Source organism: Hallella faecis (genome assembly GCF_018789675.1).
GTDB lineage: Bacteria > Bacteroidota > Bacteroidia > Bacteroidales > Bacteroidaceae > Prevotella > Prevotella faecis.
On sequence record NZ_JAHKBE010000052.1, the window covers coordinates 1 to 20,568 of the forward strand.

Below are 20,568 nucleotides of genomic sequence, written 5' to 3' on the forward strand. Positions count from 1 at the left end.
TATTCCGAAATTGAAGTTGTGCTTGGAAAACGTTCCGTAAAATTATTCAAGAGATTGGCTGCACTTAGAGAGTATGCTCAAACGGCTTGAATTCTAAATCCGAAACTTGAGTATGTAAGCATATCGCAAACAATTACAAGTGGTAATTGCTTTTGGCGCATATTTGGCGCAGTTTACAATAGCATAAATTGTGCAAGTTAAACAACGAAAACTAAACAAAATTAACCTATTTAACAAATATTGTATGCAACCATGTATGATTTGACGCAAATAGAAGTGATAATGTTAACATCTTTTATGGATGTTACACATGAAAAACACACTAATAATCGGATTACTAAGAGCCATCTTTGTCGCATTATTGTCGAAGGCATAAATGAATAATCGGTATAACTTACTGATATTCAGTATGTTACACCGACAAAGTTGCGGAGGCAGGATTCGAACGTGCGACCTCCAGGTTATGAGCCTGGCGAGCTACCAACTGCTCCACTCCGCGATGTTGTATCCATGAGGTTTAAGCCTCATTTCTGAATTGCGAGTGCAAAGGTATGGTTATTTTTGCAAACCACCAAATGTTTTGGCGATTATTTTTCAAAAAACCTCGTTTTTCATATATTTTTAAGGTTCTCGCTTGTTTATTTCGTATAATCTGATTACTTTTGCACACATAAATAGCTTGTGCAATTTTAAAATAGGAAAGGACAAAGATATGTCAATCTCGAAGACAAGACAGAAGCTCGTGGACGTTGCTCGCCAATTGTTTGCGAAGAACGGCGTGGCGGCTACGACGATGAACGACATCGCTGCGGCATCAGGCAAAGGGCGCCGCACGCTATACACCTATTTTAATAGAAAGGAGGATGTGTATTATGCGGTGATCGAATCGGAGTTGGAGCGCCTGAGCGACAAGTTGGATGAGGTTGCGGCCAAGAAGATACGTCCCCAGGACAAGATTATCGAGCTCATTTATACCCATCTGAGTATGATTAAGGAGACGGTGGTTCGCAATGGCAACCTACGCGCCGAGTTTTTCCGCAACATCTGGACGGTGGAAAAGGTTCGCAAGAACTTCGACGAGGACGAGATCGAACTGTTTCGTAAGGTTTATGCCGACGGCAAGGCCGACGGCGAGTTTGACATCGACAATGTGGATCTTGTGGCCGACATCACCCATTATTGCATCAAGGGCCTTGAGGTGCCCTTCATCTATGGTCGCTTGGGCCACGGCTTGACCGAAGAGGCCAGCAAGCCCTTGGTAGCGAAGGTGGTTTATGGCGCCTTGGGCAAGCACAGTGCACTAAAGTAGCGTGTGCCCTTTCATCGTGCTTGACACGAGGGCACACAGCCGTTTCGCATATTGTAAAGTATAAATTATATTAAAAACAGGCGTTACGTTGCATATAAACTTTGGGAAATTGAAAAACAAACGTATATTTGCACGATAAAATGGGTATGTTGGGCATGTTGTCTGGCAGAGTTTTACGTGCATCGGTTACAAACGTCACGTTGTCTCGGTAGGAAACCGTCCACACATTCATCAAGAACAAAGCGCCTATTTGCAGGCCTTCGCCCAACGCGGCTTCGGCCCACAGCATTGGCTTAGTCCTGTAGCAAAGGCGTAATTAATTGTAAATCAATAAACAACAAACAAAATGGGATTATTAACAGGTAAGACCGCCATTATCACTGGTGCCGCTCGTGGCATTGGTAAGGCCGTCGCTATGAAGTTCGCCTCAGAGGGCGCTAACATCGCATTCACTGACCTTGTGCTCAACGACGATATGGCCGCTGGCTTGGAGGCTACACGCAAGGAGATCGAAGCCCTTGGCGTTACCTGCCGCGCATACGCTGGCAATGCTGCCGACTTTGCTGAGACAGAGAAGGTTGTCAAGCAGATTCACGCCGATTTCGGCTCAGTCGACATCCTCGTCAACAACGCTGGTATCACCAAGGACGGCTTGATGCTCCGCATGAGCGAGGCGCAGTGGGACGCCGTGCTGAACGTCAACCTGAAGTCGGCCTTCAACTTCATCCACGCTTGCTCACCCATCATGCTGCGCCAGCGCAGTGGTTCAATCATCAACATGGCTTCGGTGGTAGGTGTTCATGGTAACGCCGGCCAGTGCAACTACGCCGCCTCAAAGGCAGGTATGATCGCCTTGGCTAAGTCTATCGCCCAGGAGCTTGGTCCTAAGGGTGTGCGTGCCAACGCCGTGGCTCCTGGTTTCATCGAGACAGCCATGACCGAACAGTTGCCCGAAGAGATTCGCAAGGACTGGATGAAGAAGATTCCTCTTCGTCGTGGTGGCAAGCCCGAGGATATTGCCAACGCGTGCGCCTTCCTGGCTTCCGACATGGCAAGCTACGTGAGCGGTCAGGTCATCCAGATCGACGGTGGCATGAACATGTAATCTGCGCGATTCACTGATCATGCAGGTCGTTTACGAAGACAACCATATTATTATCGTATATAAGGAGAGCGGCGAGATTGTCCAGGGCGACAAGACTGGCGATGTGCCGCTTTCCGAAACGGTAAAGGATTATATCAAGACGAAGTACCACAAGCCCGGCAACGTGTTTCTCGGCGTGGTGCATCGTCTTGACCGTCCTGTTTCGGGGCTTGTTATTTTTGCCCGAACCAGCAAGGCCCTCACAAGGCTCAACGCCATGTTCAAGGACGGCGACATCCACAAGACCTATTGGGCCATCACGAAAAACACCCCCGCCATTCCCGAGGCTACGCTCACCCACTGGTTGACGCGCAACGAGAAACAGAACAAGAGCTATGCCTACGATCGCGAGGTGCCCAACTCCAAGAAAGCGAGGCTCGCCTACCGCGTCATCGGCCACACCGACCATTACAACCTTCTGGAGGTTCACCTCATGACGGGTCGCCACCACCAGATACGCTGCCAGCTGGCCCACATGGGCTGTCCCATCAAGGGCGATCTCAAATACGGCGCCAAGCGCAGCAATCCCGATGGAAGCATCTCGTTGTTGTCACATTCTGTGGAGTTTGTCCACCCTGTCTCCCACGAGTTGATCCACCTCGACTCGCCCCTACCTGATGATCCTCTTTGGCACGGCATCGCCGAAACTGTAAAAACATAACCCCCATCAGCATGACACTGAGCAAGACAACTAAAAGAATAGGTATTGTTATCCTAACGCCTTTGGTGTTAGTGGTCTTGCTTTTTGCCTTATTTTATTTCCCGCCTTTCCAGAACTGGGCGGTCCGTCAGGTCACCCACTACGCCTCTGAGGAGCTCGGCATGCACATCAGCGTAGGGAAGGTGCACCTGAAATTTCCCCTCGACTTAGCGTTGCATCAAGTGAGCGTGCTTCAGCCCAACGATTCGCTGAAGGGCGTCACCGACACCGTTGCCGACATCCATTCGGTGGTGGTCGACGTACAGTTGTGGCCCCTCATACATCGCCAGGTCATGGTCGACGAGTTGGCCTTCGAGCAAATGAAGGTCAACACCGCCAACCTCGTCCACTCGCTCCGCATCAAGGGACAGGTAGGCCAGCTCTGCCTGAAGGCCCACGGCATCGACCTGGCCAAGGAGCACGTCAACATCAACCATGCCGTCTTGGCCAACGCCCAGCTCGATGTGGCCCTGAGCGACACCGTTCCCAAAGACACCACCCCCAGCACGAACTATTGGAAGATAGCCCTCGCGCAGCTCCGCCTGCACCAATCGAGCCTCACGCTCCACATGCCGGGCGACACCCTCTCCGTAGCCACCTATTTCGGGGAGGCGCAGGCCCAGAAGGCTTATCTCGACCTTTATAAAAATCTCTATACCGTTGGCCATCTCGATTGGCGCAACGGTGGGGTCCACTACGACCAGAACTACGAGAAGCCCACCGCTGGCCTCGATTTCAACCACCTGTTTCTCAGGAAGTTGGATCTCAAGGCCGACTCGTTCTACTTCTGCGATTCCAAGCTCCACCTCGGCATCAAGTCGTGCCGTTTCGTGGAGAAAAGCGGCTTGCAAGTCGACAGCTTGCGTGGCACATTCTCGATGGACAGCACCCGCATGGATGTGTCGTCGCTACGATTGGCCACCCCCGAGTCGCGCCTGACGGTCGACTTCGGCATGGATCTCAACGCCTTCGCCGACAAAGCGCCGGGCAAGCTGAAAGCCATTGTCCACGGAGAGGTGGGCAAGCAAGACATCCTGAAGATTGCCGGGCCAAACCTTCCACGCGAATTGGCTCGCCGCTGGCCCAACTACCCCTTGGGCATCGATTTGGTGGCACGTGGCAACATGCAGAAGATGCACCTCTCGGGCGTGCGTCTCCTCCTGCCCACGGCGTTTCGCATCACGGGCGATGGCTTTGCCGCCAACCTCACCGACCCCAACCATCTCAAGGCCGATGTCGCCCTACACGCCAAGACCTACAACCTCAACTTCCTCACGCCAATGCTCGGATCCGCTCTCGGCAAGACGGTTCGTGTGCCGAGTGGCATAGCGTTTGACGGCAAGATACGCGTCAACGGCAACAACTACCTCACCCACTTCGTGGCATCGCAAGGAGGGGGCGAATTGCGCGGCAACGTCCAGGTTGACATCAAGAAGATGGCCTACAACGTTCGGCTGAACGCCCAACGCCTACCCTTGCAGAATTTCCTTCCCAAGATGGGCTTCCACCCCTTCACGGGTTACATCACCGCCCAAGGCGAGGGTGCCAACATCCTCTCCCCCAAGATGCGCCTGAAGGCCGAGGCCGGCATCAATGCGTTCCAATATGGCAACTACAACCTCGACAACGTGGCCGCCGTGGCCACCATCCATAACGGTCGCATCCACGCCGACATCGACTCCCGCAACCCGCTCTTCGAAGGTCAGGTGAACCTCGACGCCCTGACCACGGGCAGCCGCATGCGCGCCACCGTAGCGGGCGACTTGCACCATCTTGACCTTTACAACCTGCGCATCACCGATGTTCCACTAACCGTTTCGGCTTGCGCCCACGTCGATATGGCCACCGACCTCAAGGAATATTATGAGGTGCGCGGCATGGTGAGCGACATCACCATCCACGACCCGAAGAAGTATTATCGTCCCGAGGATGTGGTGCTCGATGTGCTCACACGTCGCGACACCACCCACGCCGTTGTGGATTGCGGCGATTTCCACCTCGACATGGATGGCAGGGGCGGCTACGACCGCCTGTTGAACCATTGCACGCGCTTTATGGCCGAGGCCCAGAGCCAGATGAAGGAGAAGCGCATCGAACAGGCGAAGCTCCGCGAGCAGTTGCCCAACGCTCGCCTGTATCTCTCTTGCGGTCAGGAGAATATCGTCAGTAGGTTCTTGAAATTCAAAGGCTACAAGTTTGAGAATCTCTATGTCAATATGACCTCATCGCCCTTGGCGGGTCTGAATGGCAACCTATCTGTCGACTCGCTGGTGATGGATAGTTTCCAGATCGACACCATTCGCCTGCACCTCACGTCGGACGAGCGCAACATGACCTACTCGCTCCACGTGCAGAACGGCAAGAACAATCCCAAGTATATCTTCAACGCTTTTGCCGACGGCGGCCTCAATGAGCGCGGCACCTACATCAAGACACGCCTCTACGACTGGAAGGACAGCCTCGGCGTGAGCTTCGCCGTGCAAGCCTCCATGCAACAGCACGGCATCAGCCTGCACCTCTATGGCGACGACCCTGTGCTGGGCTACAAGCGCTTTGCCGTGAACGACAGCAACTACGTTTACTTGGGCGACGACCGACGCATCCGCGCCGACATGCGCCTACGGTCGGCCGATGGCATGGGTGTGCAGATCTATACCAATGATGAGAACACCGACGCGTTGCAGGATGTAACCGTCACGCTCCATAAGTTCAACCTTGGAGAAGTCTTGGCAATGATTCCTTTCACGCCAGACATGTCGGGCATCCTCAATGGCGACTTCCACGTGGTGCAGACCCCCGACGAGCTTTCGGTTTCGTCGACGGTCGATGTGGCCGACATGGTCTATGAGGGCAACGCCATGGGCCACGTGGGAGGCGAATTCACCTACATGCCAAAGACCGACGGCAGTCATTATGTTGACGGCATCCTCACCCACGACGGCCATGAGGTGTGCACCCTTACGGGCTCCTACCAATCGGCTGGCGAAGGCTATCTCGACGCCGAGGTCGGCCTGGAGCGGCTGCCCCTAAGCATGGCCAACGGCTTCATCCCCGACCGCCTCCTGGGCCTGCGCGGCTACGCCGAGGGCAACCTCACGGTTCAGGGATCACTGAGCAAACCCGACATCAATGGCGAGGTGCTGTTCGATTCGGCCTACATCTTCAGCGAGCCCTACGGCATCGTGATGCGCTGCGCCGACGACCCGTTGCCCATCACGGGCAGCCACCTGGTGTTTGAAAACTACGACCTGTTTGCCAACAACGCGTCGCCGCTCACCATCCAGGGTTATCTCGACTTCTCCAACACCGACGACATGCAGCTCAAGCTCCGCATGAGAGCCGACAACTACCTGCTCATCGACGCAAAGGAAACGGCGCGGTCAGAGGCTTACGGCAAGGCGTTTGTAAATTTCTATGGTCTGATGCAGGGAGCGGTCAGCAACCTGTCGATGCGCGGCCGACTGGACGTGCTGGGCACAACCGACTTGAGATACAACCTGAAAGACTCGCCCCTCTCCACCGACAACCAGCTGGAGGGCCTTGTGGAGTTTGTTAATCTGCAAGACACGGCCGAGGATGTCATCAACCGTCCGCCGCTCACGGGCTTCAACATGGACCTCAACGTCAACATCGACGATGGCGCCCATGTGGATTGCTACCTCAATGCTGACCACTCCAACTATGTAGACATTGTTGGCGGAGGCAGCCTGCGCTTGCAGTACAATCCCGTCGACGAGGTTGTGGTGCGTGGCCGCTACACCATCGGCAGCGGTGAGATGAAATATGCCCTGCCCGTCATCCCGCTGAAGACCTTCACGATCCAAGACGGCAGCTACATCGAGTTTAAGGGCGACCCCATGAACCCCACGCTCAACATCACGGCCAACGAGACCACCAAGTCGACCGTGGGCGGTACGTCGGGCAATGGGCGCACCGTCGAGTTCACCTCGGGCGTCATCGTCACCAAGACGCTCAACGACATGGGTCTCGAGTTTACCATCGACGCACCCGAAGACATGACCATCCACAACCAGCTTCAGTCGATGTCGAAGGAGGAGCGCGGCAAGCTCGCCGTCACCATGCTCACCACAGGCATGTACCTGGCGGATGGCAACACCAGCAGCTTCACCATGAACTCCGCATTGAGCGCGTTCCTCAACAGCCAGATCAATCAGATCTCGGGCAAGGCCCTGCGCACCCTCGACCTGAACTTTGGCGTTGAAAACTCGTTTGGCAACAACGGCACGCTCCACACCGATTACAACTTCAAGTTTGCCAAGCGCTTCTGGAACAACCGCTTACGCATCGTCATTGGAGGAAAACTATCATCGGGCAGCGATGTGCAGATGGAAGATGAGACATTCTTCGACAACGTGACGTTCGAGTATCGCCTGAGCGCCACCTCCAACAAATACCTGAACCTCTTCTATGAGCGCGACGGTTACGATTGGCTCGAGGGCAACGTCAGCAAGTTTGGTGGCGGCTTCATGTGGAAACGCAAGTTGCGCCATTTCAAAGACCTGTTCCGCTTTAAGGACCCGCAGGACGAGATTCCCACGATGCCCACCGACTCTACCAAGAAAGAAAAGAAAAAAGAATGAAGACCTACCGATTGCTTCTCATCATAGCGGTGGGCAGTCTGTTTGCGGCCTGTTCCACCACCAAGAACATCCCCGAGGGCGACCAGCTGTTCACGGGCCTCGACGCCATTACCTACGAGGCACCCGAGAAGAGCCGACACTATGCCGCCATCCAGGAAGAGCTCGACGCCGCCCTCGCCACGGCTCCCAATGGCGCCCTCTTCGGGAGCAGCAGCGTGCGCTCGCCGTTGCAGGTGGGTTTATGGGTGTGGAACGCCTTCACGAACGACGATTCCAACTTCGGTCGGTGGATGCTCAAGTCGTTTGGCAAGCAACCCGTGCTCATGAGTTGGGTCAATCCCGAGCTGCGCGCCTCCGTGGCCAAGGAGGTGCTTCGCGCCCATGGCTATTTCCGGGGCGACGTAAGCTATAAGGCCCGCACCCTGCGCAACCCCAAGAAGGCCAAGATTGCCTATACGGTCAATGCCGGCCACCTCTTCACCATCGACACCTTGCAGTACCTGGGGTTCCCCGCCGCGGGCGACAGCCTGATTCGCTCCACGCTTTCCGACGCCAAGATCAAGCCGGGCGACCCCTTCGACGTGTCGACGCTCGAAGGAGAGCGCACCCGTCTCAGCACTCTGTTTCGCAACAACGGCTATTTCTATTGGCAACCCTCCTACGCCTCTTACCTGGCCGACACCACCTCCGTCCCCGGCAAGGTGCAGGTGCGCCTCCAAGCCATCGAGAAGCTTCCCGCCAAGGCCAAGCGCCCATGGTATGTGGGCAACATCTGCATCGACCTACGCAAAAACTACCTCGATGCGCTCACCGACTCGTTCCAACGCGGCTCGTTCATGGTACGCTTCCGTGGGCGTCGCCCACCGTTGCGTGTGCCGGTCATCTTGCAAGGCACCAAGTTGCGTTCCCACAAGCTCTATAGCTACCAGGACTATCAGGAGAGCATGGCCCACGTAAGCAGCACGGGCCTGTTCAGCGTGGTCGATTTCACGTTCACCCCGCGCGACACCACCTCGGCCAACGACACGCTCGACCTGCGCATCAACGCCGTGCTCGACAAGCCTTACGACTTCTACGTGGAGGGCAACCTCGTGGGCAAGACCAACAACCGTGTGGGTCCGGGCCTCGTGATGGGTTTCACCAAGCGCAACGCGTTTCGGGGAGGCGAGCTGCTCGACATTAACCTCAAGGGCAGCTACGAATGGCAGACGTCGCAACAAGGCGAGCGTTCAAAGTCGAAGTTCAACAGCTACGAGTATGGCGTCGACGCCTCCTTAATGTTCCCGCGCATGGTCATCCCGTTTGTTGATTTCTTCCGCGACCGCCTGGCGCGTTATTACCGCCGCAACCGGTTCTACGCCGTGCCCACTACCACGCTGAAGATGTCGTCCGACATTATCAGCCGCGCCAACTATTTCAAGCGCCACATCGTGTCGGGCGAATGGTCCTACAGCCTCCAGACGTCGGCCACCAGTCGCCACCTGTTCAGTCCGTTGGTGTTCTCCTACGAGTATATGCGCAGCTCCACGGCGGCCTTCGACTCGGTGTTGCAGGTCAACCCCTACCTCTACTACACCATGCAGGACCAGTTTGTGCCCAAGATGCAATACACCTACACCTACACCAGTCCGTCCCACCTGCTCAACCCCGTCCGTTGGCAAACCACCATCAGCGAGGCGGGCAACCTCCTGTCGTTGGGCTATATGGCCGCCGGCAAGAAATGGGGGCGCCAGGGCAAGGAGATGTTCAACAACCCCTACGCCCAGTTTGTGAAGGTGGAGACCGACCTTGTGAAGACCTGGCGGCTCACCGAGCACAGCACCCTTGTGGGCCACGCCGCCCTTGGCGCCATCTGGGCCTACGGCAACTCGACGAAGGCGCCCTATGGCGAGCAGTTCTATGTGGGTGGCGCCAACAGCGTGCGCGCCTTCACCGTGCGCTCCATTGGCCCCGGCCATTACCACAACGACGCCTCGGCCAACATCTATTACCTCGACCAGACGGGCGACCTGATGTTCCAGGCCAACCTCGAGTATCGTCCGCGCCTCTTTGGCAACCTCTACGGCGCGCTCTTCCTCGATGCGGGCAACGTGTGGGTGATGCATAGCGACGATCGCATCGGCGTGAAGTTTGAGCCTAAGAACGCGCTCCGCGACATGGCGCTGGGCACCGGCGTGGGCCTTCGCTACGACATGGATTTCCTCGTGATCCGCCTCGACTGGGGTGTGGGCCTGCACGTGCCCTACAACACAGGCTTCTACAACGTTGATAGCTTCAAGAACAGCCAGAGCCTCCATTTCGCCGTGGGCTACCCCTTCTAAAAAAAAGACGCGGTCCGCAGCCATTGTTTTTAACAAAGAATTAACGCCCATCCCGCTCAATAGGCACACTTTTTGATTGGGAGGCAACAAGATTATAGAACACACCAACATGAATCAGAAAGAAACACCGGTCCTGCTGCTTACCGGTTACTTAGGCAGCGGAAAGACCACATTGCTCAACCGCATCTTGTATAACGAGAAAGGCATTCGCTTCGCCGTCATCGTGAACGACATAGGCGAGGTGAACATCGACGCCAACCTCATCCAGAAGGGAGGCGTGGTAGGCCAAGCCGACGACAGCCTGGTGGCCTTGTCGAACGGGTGCATCTGCTGCACGCTGAAGATGGACCTCGTGAAGCAGCTCAACGACCTCATCAACCTCCGCCAGTTCGACTACATTGTCATCGAGGCCAGCGGCATCTGCGAGCCCGCCCCCATCGCGCAAACCATCACCACCTATCCGCAGATGGTGGCGCCGGGCGCCCTGAAGAATGGCGTGGCGCGCCTCGACGCCATCGTGACCGTGGTCGACGCCCTGCGCATGCGCGACGAGTTTGGATTGGGCGACCACCTCAAGGCTGATCACGACGAGGAAGACCTCGCCAGCCTGGTTATCCAGCAAATTGAGTTTTGCAACATCATCCTGCTCAACAAGGCCGACATGATTTCGCCCGACGAGATGGCACACCTGAAGGCCATCATCCGTGAGATCCAGCCCAAGGCAGCCATCTACGAGTGCAACTATGGCGACGTGGAGCTCAACAAGATCATCAACACCCACTCGTTCAACTTCGACAAGGTAGCCACCTCCGCCCGATGGATTGAGGCCATGGAGGGCGAAGAGGGCGATGACCACCACGACGACCACGACGACCATGAGCGTCACGATGAGCATGAGCACCACCATCACCACCACGACCATTTGGAGAACGAGGAGTCGGGCGAGGCATTGGAGTATGGCATCCAGACGTTCGTCTACTATCGCCGCCCTGCCATGAGCCTTGCCCGCTTCGACGAGTTTGTGTCCACCCAATGGCCCAAGAGCGTCATCCGCGCCAAGGGCATGTGCTACTTCCGCGACGAGCCCGACACCTGCTACCTCTTCGAGCAGAGCGGCAAGCAGTTCAACATCACCAATGCGGGCCAATGGTTCGCCTCCATGCCCGCCGAGGAGCTCGAGCAGTTTATGGAGCAGAACCCCAACGCCAAGAAAGACTGGGACGAGAACTACGGCGACCGCATGCAGAAAATAGTGTTCATCGGCAAGGACATGGACCGCAAGGCCATCGAGGCGCTTCTCGACGACTGCCTGGAGGATTAGCCCATCCTCCCTCAGGCCTTGACGGGCGGAGCGCACGCGCACCCCGCCCGCGCTCTTTCTCAAACTGCAATCGTCCGCAATGGGAAAAGGGGCACCAACCTCCCTCCCATCGCGGACGGTTTTCCTTCGGCACGTTTCTCGCCATGGCAGAACCCAAGCACCACTCTATGCACAACAAACCATCGAAGCCGACCCACGCTTATCTGCGGCTCCACACGGGCATCCTATTGGCAGGTGCCACGGGTGTGTTTGGCCGACTGATCTCATTGGCCGAACTGCCCTTGGTGTGGTACCGGATGATCATTGCCACGGGCGTGCTCGCCGCGGTGTTGGCGGTTGGTGGGCGGCTCCATAGGCCCACCTTCCGCGAGGCGTGGCGCATAGGGTGTTGCGGCACGCTGCTGGCCATCCACTGGGTGCTGTTCTACGGCAGCATCAAGGCGGCCAACGTGAGCGTGGGTGTGGTGTGCTTTGCCCTGAACGGGTTCTTCACGGCTCTGCTCGAGCCCATGGCTTCCGGCAAGCGTTTCTCGCTACGCGACTTGTTGCTGGGCCTGATAACGTTGGGCGGCATCGTGCTCATCTTCGGCCTCAACATGCAGTTCCGCACGGGAATCGTGATCGGCACGTTCTCGTCGCTCTTCTACACCTTGTTTGCCATTGCGAGCAAGCGCGTGCAAAGCGCTACGGGGGTGGAGAGCTCGGCGATGCTCCTATATGAGTTGTTGACGGGATGGTGCGTGCTATCGCTTGCCATGCCTTTCTACGCCATGCTCTACCCTTCGGTCTCGTTGATGCCCGAGGGTTCCGACTGGTTGTTCATCACGCTCTTCGCCTCGGTGTTTACCATCGGTCCGTTTCTCACGCAGTTGCAAGCCCTACGCACGCTGTCGGCCTTCACCGTCAACCTGAGCTATAACCTCGAACCGCTCTATAGCATAGCGCTCGCCATGCTTCTCTTCAACGAGGCGCAAGAGCTCAACCTCTCGTTCTGGATGGGCGTGAGCATGATCGTTGCGGCGGTGGGGTATCATGCGGTGTGCGGAAAGAGGAGCGTTTTCGTTAAGCCAGATGAGCAGCGCTAAGTTTACTTAAGCTCTGCCATGGCGAGAAAACGTGCCATGAAATGGAACGGAGAATAAACGCCACATGGGCTGTATAACAATAGCTATGCAAGAAAAATTAACAGGCAGGCAACCAGGAACTTTTTGTTTTGAAAGACCATGGGCGGATTTTCCTATGTTTTTCAAAAATAATCATTGCTTTGCTTAGTTTTTTGCCTTGCCCAACTGTATATGGCATAATGACACATGAAAAGGATATCCTTGTGCAGAACCAACCATCGGTCAAGCGAAGGGTTGTCAACGAAAGGTTGACGAGATACTTTACTTTTACCGATGGTTTCTTGGGTGTAACCCAACGGCAGATAGCCTTTGAGAGACTATCCGCCGTTGCCATATTATGTGGGATTCCTCGTCACGGCTCATTTTCTCACCCTAACGAGAACAATCATGCCCACCACAATGAAAGAGGAACCCTTCTCATTCAAACAGATTTCCTGTAGCTCTTGAGTAAGTCACCCTGCATTGGTTGCAAATGTCGGTCAATGTGGCGCCGCTTCCACTCAACGAGTAGAACACGCTTTCGCCTACCAATACATACTCCCAGGTGCGATTCATCCTATCCTCAGGCTCCAGGGCGTTGATTTTCTTAATCCACTCAATGGTGGCCGTCTGCTTCTGGCGCACGTTCGCATCATCAACCTTGTCGTCGCCCTTGGTCTCAATCAGATAAACCTTATCTGCTGTAGCCACGATGAAATCAGGATGATAGGTAGCCATCAAACCGTCCTTTCTCACATAGAAGATGATGGCAAACGAGTGGCCATTCTCGTTGATCTTCAGGAATCTTTCCACCTCGGCATCCCTATCCAAAAACTCGATGAAAGCCTTTTCCAGGCCTCCGCCGTGTGAAGGATAGCCCAATCGGGGATAGATGCACTTCCGCACCTCCATCGAGTAAGCCTCTCTCATCTTGATGGCTCTGAGCGAAGAGAATTCCGTATGGCTCACCTCTGCCCCTATCGTGGTCAGGCGACTCTGCATCTTATATATGGCCACCGCAAACTGCTCCACGATGTGTTTGGTCACAATGCCATCCTTCGCCAACAATATCTTCCAGTCGCTCCCATGGAACGGGTCGAAAGGCATGGCGAATAGCTTCTCCCGGATGTACCAGTCCATCACCTGCACCGTTTGTGCCCCATTGATCTGAATGGTCGGGAGCCCTTGGCGGCGACAGTTCTCAAAGCGCAAGGTTACTACCCTCAGCAACTTCTGCAGATATTCGTTATATCCACTGGCATTGAAGAGACTGGCCGTTACCTTATACTTACCAAAGGTGGTCTTGGTGAGTGATTCCTGCGATACGAAGGTTTCGCCCTCTTTTGCCAGGAACTTGCGGAGCAAAGGCAGCGGATACATCGTGAATGGCAGCAAATCATCCAAATCGATCTCTGAGTCTTCCAATTCTTCAACGGAATCATGCAGGATAACCGGCCATTTGAAATCATACTTCTCGTAGTCCTCACGAAGACCCACGGTAAGAATGTCGCCAGTGGCTCCTTCTGTACCAACATCTCCATCGTCTGTAGCCACCAATCCCTGTTCCTGCAAATCATCATAAAACTTGATGAAAGCCGGATGCTCCACGATGGACAGGGTGTCGATATAGGTGCGGGGAGGCTGATGGTTCTTCAATACCCTGAGGCGGTCTTCACGCTTGATGTCGATGTAGTCAGGCTCTCGCCACATCAGTCGCAAGCCTCTGCCCACCAACTGCTCCAGCAGGATTGGCGCCTGCGAAGAACGCAGCGGAACGAGCACACAGATATTGTTGACGTCGAAGCCCTCACGGAGCATCAGCACCGAGATAACCACCTTCGGACTCTTATACCTATCTATATCGAAGAGCTTCTTCTTGATTTCCTGCCACTCCTCATCCTTCACCTCGCCCTGCTTGTTGCTGTCGATGGTAACGATGTCGTCTTCTCCCAAGCCTTCCGATTTCAGGAACTCCTCAACGAAAGGAGATACCGTGGTGTCTTGGCAGACAATGAGCATCTTGGGATTCTTCGACGGATCCACTTTCAAGAATTCATCTTCGAGTTTATCCAGTTTTGTCAGTCCTGCACGAAGCATCATGCGCTGACCTTCGCTCAGCCCTACTACTTTTCCCTGCTCATCCCGCTCGGCGTTGTAATCCAGGTTCTCCAGGTCGGTGAGTTCCTGGCGGCGGTCGAGCAGCAGCAGCTTCACCAGTCCCTGCTTCATCGCCATCGGCAAGTCGAAATCTACGATGATATGCGGAAAGAAGAGTTTCACCTGCTTCTCTCCCGTTCCCTTCGTATCAAAAGGGGTAGCCGAGAAGTCCACCTGTATGAAGCGGGTGCCCTTGGTGGCGCTGATGGCATTCAAGCCTCTTTGCCATTCCACCTCCTCGGTTTCGCCCTTACGCTTGATTTCGTGGATATGATGAGCCTCATCATTGATTACCATCAAATCCTTTAACCCCGCAAGATATTCCAGTTCGGTGCCACCCAAGGCACGGCGGTCGAGCATGCCGAGGTCGTTGCCCGCCGACTTGCCCGGACGGATAGGCAACAGGTCGCTGACGATTTTGGCAGGCGTCACCGTGCTGGAATCGTCCACATCCTCATCCTGCTCCGTCTCTTCCATCTGATTTTCAAACAGATGCCAGTTGGTCAGAGCAATCAGTCCCTCGCCGGTGGTCTTCCTGCCGATGCCATCCTCCTTGGTCACCACATTGTTATGGATGAACGAAAACACCTCGTCACGATAACGCTCGGGGATGAACACCTCCTGGTTCATGTAGTAGTCGTTGGTCTGAGGGTCGCGATATTCCTCGTCGCGCTTTTTTCTGCCACAGAAGGCGTCCAGCAGACGGTCGTAAACAATCAGACCCGGAGCCACAATCAGGAACTTCTGCGTGAATCGTCCGCTCTCCACATCCTCATGCCGTGCATTCAGCATCTGCCAGATGATCAGGGCGTGCATCACCCACGTCTTTCCCGTGCCCGTAGCCATCTTCACCGCATACTTAGGCATCTGATATTTAGGCTTGGCAAGCTGAGCTAAGTCGGCCCTATCCATCAGCTCCGGGATGATGCCCTGGTAAGCATCCATCACGCAGTTTTCGCCCATCACTTCGTGCAGATAGATGATGTTGAGGATAGCCTGACGCTGACCCTCGTGGAAGTTTCTCTCACGCTCATTGCAGAAGCCCTCTCCAAACCAATAGTTTAAGAGCGAAGCGGTGGTTGGGGTTACCTTCTCCAGCATCTCCCCACTCTTCCAGGCGGCATTGACCACATCGGTGAGTCGATGCGCCAATTCCAAAGATATATTAGTTGAATTGATTGTCATAGTTGTCATCTCCTATTCGTTCTTAGCACTTCACATCCAGGATAACCTGACTCTCGAATCCAAACACGTCAACGGCCTTGACACACACCTTGCGCTCAGCCTTGTGGGGCATGTGCAATCGGGTGGAATATACGCAGTGCAGCGGGTCGCTGTCGTTATCCACGTTCTCACGATAATCCTGCCAGGTGCTGCGGAAAGTATCGCCGTCATAATCAGGGTCGATGCTCCAATATTCTATCAGCGAGAGAGGGTCCTGCTCCATCACCTGCTGCAACTTCTCCTTGTCCTTATCATCCAGCGGGATATTATCGGGCGAGAGCAGCACATAGTTGCTGAGACTGATGCTGAGTTCATCCTCGCCATTGCCGTTCACGGTTACCTCCACTGGGTTCACCACCAGATATTGCAAAGAAGAGAAGCGGACGGTTTTGTCGGCGATGAGCTTCTTGAAACCTTTCTTAGATAGCTTGTCGAGCAGATCGGGCGGAATCACCAGCACCTCTACATTGCTGTTCTTATATTTCTCGATGGCTTGCGAGATGTCGAAGGCGAAGTTCCAGCCGAGCACGATCACTTTATCCCAGTCGCCGCCAAGCAGAGAAGCCTTGGCTTCCACGGCACGGCGAACGGTAGCGGCCGTGGTCAGGCGGTTAGGGCTATCCACCATCACCAGGTTTCGGGTGCCCTTGACGTAACCGAAGTTTCTGTCGCTCACCTGCTCTGGAGAGAATGGTAAGGCACCGAAGAGGCCTAAGACTACCTGAGAGAGATCGCCCACTCGGCGAAGCTTCTTGTTGTTATGGAAAGCCTCTTTCTGATAGTCGCCAATGCTCTGATAGAGGAACGGATTTACTTCCTGGTCGATGAAACGCTTGCGCATGACGAGGGATGCCGGCTTGCCAATGTCGCAGGTAATCCAGCGACGGCCAAGTTTCTCGGCTACAGCTGCTGTGGTGCCGCTGCCACCAAAGAAATCACAGACGAGGTCACCTTCATTGGAAGATGCTTTGATGATACGTTCGAGGAGGGATGCTGGCTTTTGAGTAGAATAACCCGTTTTTTCATTTAATAATCTAAAGACAGCAGGACAATCATCCCAAACATCATCAACAAGAGCGCCCTCAAAACGATAAATTACATCTTCATCTTTAGGCTCTCGTTTATTTTGAGAGATGAATCTTTTTACATACATATCAAATTTCACCTTATCTGTACGTGGAAAATTCTTATATGTAATAGTCTCCCCATCCTCACTATATTTTATCCATCGACTATACAAAGAATTATCTTCAATGCCTTTTCTCTGATTGTTAAAAACATAATTATTTGTTTTAGAATAACAATAGATACAATCATGCTTACGAGGAAAATAATGAGGAACAGCCTTGATACCTCCAGGATAATACCAAATTATTTGATCTCTAAAATTATCCTTGCCGAATATATCATCAAGCATTATCTTTACATAAGAATCAATATGCCAATCTATGTGAACATAGACAGTACCTGTGTCAGACAATAATTCTTTCATCAGAATAAGTCGTTTATATATCATCTTTAGATAAGAGATTGTCCCTTCTTCCCAGGTATCAGCATAGGCAAACTGTTCAACTACAGTTGGCTTTTGTTGAATATCAACACCGGGTAAAACAACCTTCGTTCTATAATCCGCCTTAGAATCAAACGGCGGGTCGATGTAGATCAAATCCACTTTGCCTCTTAATGAAGGCAAGCCCGTCTGAGGGTCTCCGGCAAGCAGCGCCTGCATGGTCAGGAGATTATCACCATACACCAGACGGTTCATCCAAGTACCCCCATCCAGGGCGGCATTGAATGCATTAGGGATATTGGGAACTTGTCCACGGAAGAATCCGGAGACATCCTTGCGAGGCAACACCAGCTCATTGGTTTGCAACCCAATGCGTGTGCCACTGCTCAATCGCTCGATGATGCGCTGAGCCTCTTGCCTACCTTCGCTTGCAATGCGAGGTAGCTCTTCAATCAGAGATTTTGCCATAGCATTAAAGCTTATAAATATAGTTTTAATGCGACTGCTTTGTTACTCAGAAAATAAAAGCTACAACCAAACACCCTTATCCATAGCAACAAAGCCAACCTAAGTTTGCATCAAGACCAGCCTCATCCCCATCAGAACGCAGAAACGTGGACGAGTCCACTTATCCTGTGTTCCAAGGTGTTTGGCCTAACCTATACGTCATAGAATAAGTTTAACGTCCACGCTATAGCGGACGCTTACTTATTTATTCTATGACGTTGTTCTTCAGCGGCCAAACTTCAGGAACACTTTTCGAATAAACAGCAAACGCTATTATTTTAACCCACAAAAATTTGGAATTCGCCTTGCACTCGGCTTGGCATCCTTCCGCAACAAAGTTAATACTTATTTCTCGAATGCCCAAACACAAGAACCTTTTTTTGTGGTTTGCTGCGCAAAACATTATCGCGCGGCTTCTGGGTAGCGCAATGTGGTTAGTTGAAATCCATCATTCGCTCAGTCGGCACACCCAAACGGGATTGTTGCGAATTTTGGTGTAAAACGTGTGTTGGACTTTCGGGCGAAATAGAGTGGCGAGAGGGTCTATTTTGGCGTTTTGAGTGGGCAACGGGAGGGGCGGAATGGGGCGTTAGGCATGTATCGGGTTGCGAAAGGTAAGGGATCGAGACGCGAAAGGTAAGAGATGGAGCCTCGAAAGGGCATGTTTCGTGGGTCGAAACATGCCTAACCGCAAGGCTGAATGGGGAACGAGGAGGGAAGAATGGGCCCTTCGAATGGTAAGCGTCTGAATGTTAGGATGTTACAAAAATGTGCGAGAATAGCGTATTTGGGAGCGAGGCGATGCTCGACGGAAAAAACCGTGTAGATTAATATATAGATTGTTGGCCATTTTCAGCACCCAGCCATTGCGCCCATGACATATATCCTGTTCGCAGGAGTGTTTTTGTTGTGTGCATTTTTATGGGCAGAAAGGTTAAAACGGCAGGAAGATGATGGGCATTGGATTATTATTGCTACCTTTGAACACACGATAACCCCAAACCCCAACAACCATGGACTATCCCACATCTCCCAAACAACAACTGAGGAAAACCATCCGGCAACGCAAGAAGCAACACTCCCCTGAGCAGCGGCAAGCTTGGTCGGACGAGATAGAGCGGCGGCTGCTGGCCCATCCGCGCATCAGGGCGGCCCAAGTGGTGATGCTCTATTACGCCCTGCCCGACGAGGTGGACACGCGCCACCTTGCCGACGCCCTGCTGGCGGCGGGCAAGACGGTGGTCCTCCCCAAGTGTGTAGACGACGCCCATATAGAGCCACGCCTCTACACGGGTCCGGCCGACCTGGCCGAGGGCATCTACAACCTGCTGGAGCCCGTGGGGCCGACCTTCAACGACATTGGCCGCATAGAGGTGGTTGTGGTGCCGGGCATGAGCTTCGACGATGAGGGCCACCGCCTGGGACGTGGCCGCGGCTACTACGACCGCTTCCTTGAACAGGTGCCCGAGGCTTACACGATTGGCGTGTGCTACCATTTCCAACGTGTGGCCCACGTGCCCACCGATCCCCACGACCGCGCCATGGACGAGGTGGTGAGCAACCGCGCCTGAGCGCGCACACACCGAAAAAAGCAAAGAACATGAAGAAGAAGAACGTAGCGCTGGTGCTGTCGAGCGGTGGCGCCCGCGGCCTGGCCCATATCGGGGCCATCGAGGAGTTGGAGCGCGCCCATTACGCCATAACCTCCATAGCGGGCTGCTCCATGGGCGCCTTGGTCGGAGGCATGTATGCCGCAGGCAAGCTCGGCGAGGTGAAGCGGTGGATGATGGGCCTCGACCGGAAGCAAATTCTCTCGCTGGTCGATTTCTCCTTCAGCCTGAACCACCTGGTGAAAGGCGTGAAGGTGATCGACGCCCTGAAGCAGATTGTGCCCGACGTGAACATCGAGGACCTGCCCATACCCTATGCCGCCGTGGCCACCGACTGGAACAGCGGCCGCGAGGTTGTGTTCCGATCGGGCAGTTTGTATGAGGCCATACGGTCCAGCATATCCATCCCCCTGTTTTTCAATCCGGTGCGAAAGCAGGACATGCTCCTGGTAGACGGGGCGCTGGTAAACGCCCTGCCGCTGAACCGTGTGGAGCGAACGAAGGGCGACATGCTCGTGGGCGTGAACGTATGCGCACGCAACTACCGTGAAGAGCAATTTCTGCGCTACGCGGGGGAGAAGAAACTGCTGGGCAAGTCGCTGCCCGCCTCCATCGTTCAGCGCATCATGAGCTACCAGGAAGGCATGGCGCCAAGCTACCTCAGCTTGCTCGCCCGCTCCATCGCCATCATGGTGGAGCAAAACACGCGCCAGCAAATAGCCCTCTGCAAGCCCCACCTGGTGGTGGAAGCCAGCATGGAGCGCTATGGCGAATTCGACTACGACAAGGCCGCGCCCATATGCGCCATGGGCGCCGAGCAGATGCGCAAGGCCCTGGCAGCCTACCAACCTCCCCACGCCTCCCTTTGGCAAAGGCTCAAAAACACTCTGGGAGCGTAACGGGAGGTGCGCCATCGGGCATTGGCATAGAGCAAAAATATGGATCATCCGACATTTGGAGTGATAAAGGACACACGTGAGTATTTACGCTCAGACGCCGTCTGAGGCTAAATTAATTGGAGTTTCTGATTTAGGGAAGACGGGCTGAATTATCGTGCAAAC

Annotated in this window: 11 protein-coding genes and 1 tRNA gene; 9 read left to right on the forward strand and 3 right to left on the reverse strand. The window is 54.2% G+C overall.

Annotated features, from left to right (window positions below):
- Positions 1-426 precede the first annotated feature (426 nt).
- Positions 427-499 (reverse strand) — tRNA-Met (locus tag KM934_RS10480).
- A 213-nt stretch (positions 500-712) separates the two neighbouring features.
- On the opposite strand from KM934_RS10480, the gene KM934_RS10485 reads away from it, so the two are divergent.
- The 7 genes from KM934_RS10485 (at position 713) to KM934_RS10515 (ending at position 12,481) form a co-directional block, all read left to right on the forward strand.
- Complete coding sequence (locus KM934_RS10485) at positions 713-1,309, forward strand: TetR/AcrR family transcriptional regulator (RefSeq protein ID WP_215760557.1); 597 nt, start codon at positions 713-715, stop codon at positions 1,307-1,309.
- A 346-nt stretch (positions 1,310-1,655) separates the two neighbouring features.
- Entirely contained in the window at positions 1,656-2,414 is a 759-nt protein-coding gene (gene fabG / locus KM934_RS10490) for a 3-oxoacyl-[acyl-carrier-protein] reductase (RefSeq protein ID WP_215760558.1), read from the forward strand.
- 19 nt (positions 2,415-2,433) lie between these two features.
- A complete protein-coding gene (locus KM934_RS10495; protein WP_215760559.1) occupies positions 2,434-3,114 on the forward strand; it encodes an RluA family pseudouridine synthase in 681 nt (226 codons plus the stop codon).
- An 11-nt stretch (positions 3,115-3,125) separates the two neighbouring features.
- Positions 3,126-7,754, forward strand: coding sequence for a translocation/assembly module TamB domain-containing protein (locus KM934_RS10500; RefSeq protein ID WP_215760560.1), 4,629 nt, complete (start codon positions 3,126-3,128; stop codon positions 7,752-7,754).
- Entirely contained in the window at positions 7,751-10,075 is a 2,325-nt protein-coding gene (gene tamL, locus KM934_RS10505) for a translocation and assembly module lipoprotein TamL (protein WP_215760561.1), read from the forward strand. Before KM934_RS10500 ends, tamL begins: the two co-directional genes overlap by 4 nt.
- 109 nt (positions 10,076-10,184) lie before the next feature.
- A complete protein-coding gene (locus KM934_RS10510; protein ID WP_215760562.1) occupies positions 10,185-11,396 on the forward strand; it encodes a CobW family GTP-binding protein in 1,212 nt (403 codons plus the stop codon).
- A 143-nt stretch (positions 11,397-11,539) separates the two neighbouring features.
- Positions 11,540-12,481, forward strand: a complete 942-nt coding sequence (locus tag KM934_RS10515) for a DMT family transporter (RefSeq protein WP_252344973.1) — start codon at positions 11,540-11,542, stop codon at positions 12,479-12,481.
- A gap of 456 nt (positions 12,482-12,937) precedes the next feature.
- Here the strand turns inward: KM934_RS10515 and KM934_RS10520 are convergent, their stop codons facing one another.
- Complete coding sequence (locus KM934_RS10520; RefSeq protein ID WP_215760563.1) at positions 12,938-15,841, reverse strand: DEAD/DEAH box helicase family protein; 2,904 nt, start codon at positions 15,839-15,841, stop codon at positions 12,938-12,940.
- Between the two features lie 22 nt (positions 15,842-15,863).
- The gene (locus tag KM934_RS10525; protein ID WP_215760564.1) at positions 15,864-17,858 is read right to left on the reverse strand and encodes a site-specific DNA-methyltransferase; all 1,995 of its coding nucleotides are present in this window, start codon (positions 17,856-17,858) and stop codon (positions 15,864-15,866) included.
- 1,052 nt (positions 17,859-18,910) lie between these two features.
- Here KM934_RS10525 and KM934_RS10530 point away from each other — a divergent pair.
- Both KM934_RS10530 and KM934_RS10535 read left to right on the forward strand, forming a co-directional pair.
- Positions 18,911-19,468 carry a 5-formyltetrahydrofolate cyclo-ligase gene (locus KM934_RS10530; protein WP_215760565.1) on the forward strand — a complete coding sequence of 186 codons (558 nt, stop codon included), beginning with the start codon at positions 18,911-18,913 and terminating at the stop codon, positions 19,466-19,468.
- 29 nt (positions 19,469-19,497) lie between these two features.
- Complete coding sequence (locus KM934_RS10535; RefSeq protein WP_215760566.1) at positions 19,498-20,406, forward strand: patatin-like phospholipase family protein; 909 nt, start codon at positions 19,498-19,500, stop codon at positions 20,404-20,406.
- The last annotated feature ends 162 nt before the right edge of the window (positions 20,407-20,568 follow it).

Bases quoted from the DNA above. Each gene is read 5' to 3' on its own strand.
- KM934_RS10520 (WP_215760563.1), bottom strand. From the start codon at position 15,841: ATGACAATCAATTCAACTAATATATCTTTGGAATTGGCGCATCGACTC.
- KM934_RS10510 (WP_215760562.1), top strand. From the start codon at position 10,185: ATGAATCAGAAAGAAACACCGGTCCTGCTGCTTACCGGTTACTTAGGC.
- KM934_RS10500 (WP_215760560.1), top strand. From the start codon at position 3,126: ATGACACTGAGCAAGACAACTAAAAGAATAGGTATTGTTATCCTAACG.
- KM934_RS10525 (WP_215760564.1), bottom strand. From the start codon at position 17,858: ATGGCAAAATCTCTGATTGAAGAGCTACCTCGCATTGCAAGCGAAGGT.
- KM934_RS10535 (WP_215760566.1), top strand. From the start codon at position 19,498: ATGAAGAAGAAGAACGTAGCGCTGGTGCTGTCGAGCGGTGGCGCCCGC.
- fabG (WP_215760558.1), top strand. From the start codon at position 1,656: ATGGGATTATTAACAGGTAAGACCGCCATTATCACTGGTGCCGCTCGT.
- KM934_RS10485 (WP_215760557.1), top strand. From the start codon at position 713: ATGTCAATCTCGAAGACAAGACAGAAGCTCGTGGACGTTGCTCGCCAA.
- tamL (WP_215760561.1), top strand. From the start codon at position 7,751: ATGAAGACCTACCGATTGCTTCTCATCATAGCGGTGGGCAGTCTGTTT.
- KM934_RS10495 (WP_215760559.1), top strand. From the start codon at position 2,434: ATGCAGGTCGTTTACGAAGACAACCATATTATTATCGTATATAAGGAG.
- KM934_RS10530 (WP_215760565.1), top strand. From the start codon at position 18,911: ATGGACTATCCCACATCTCCCAAACAACAACTGAGGAAAACCATCCGG.
- KM934_RS10515 (WP_252344973.1), top strand. From the start codon at position 11,540: ATGGCAGAACCCAAGCACCACTCTATGCACAACAAACCATCGAAGCCG.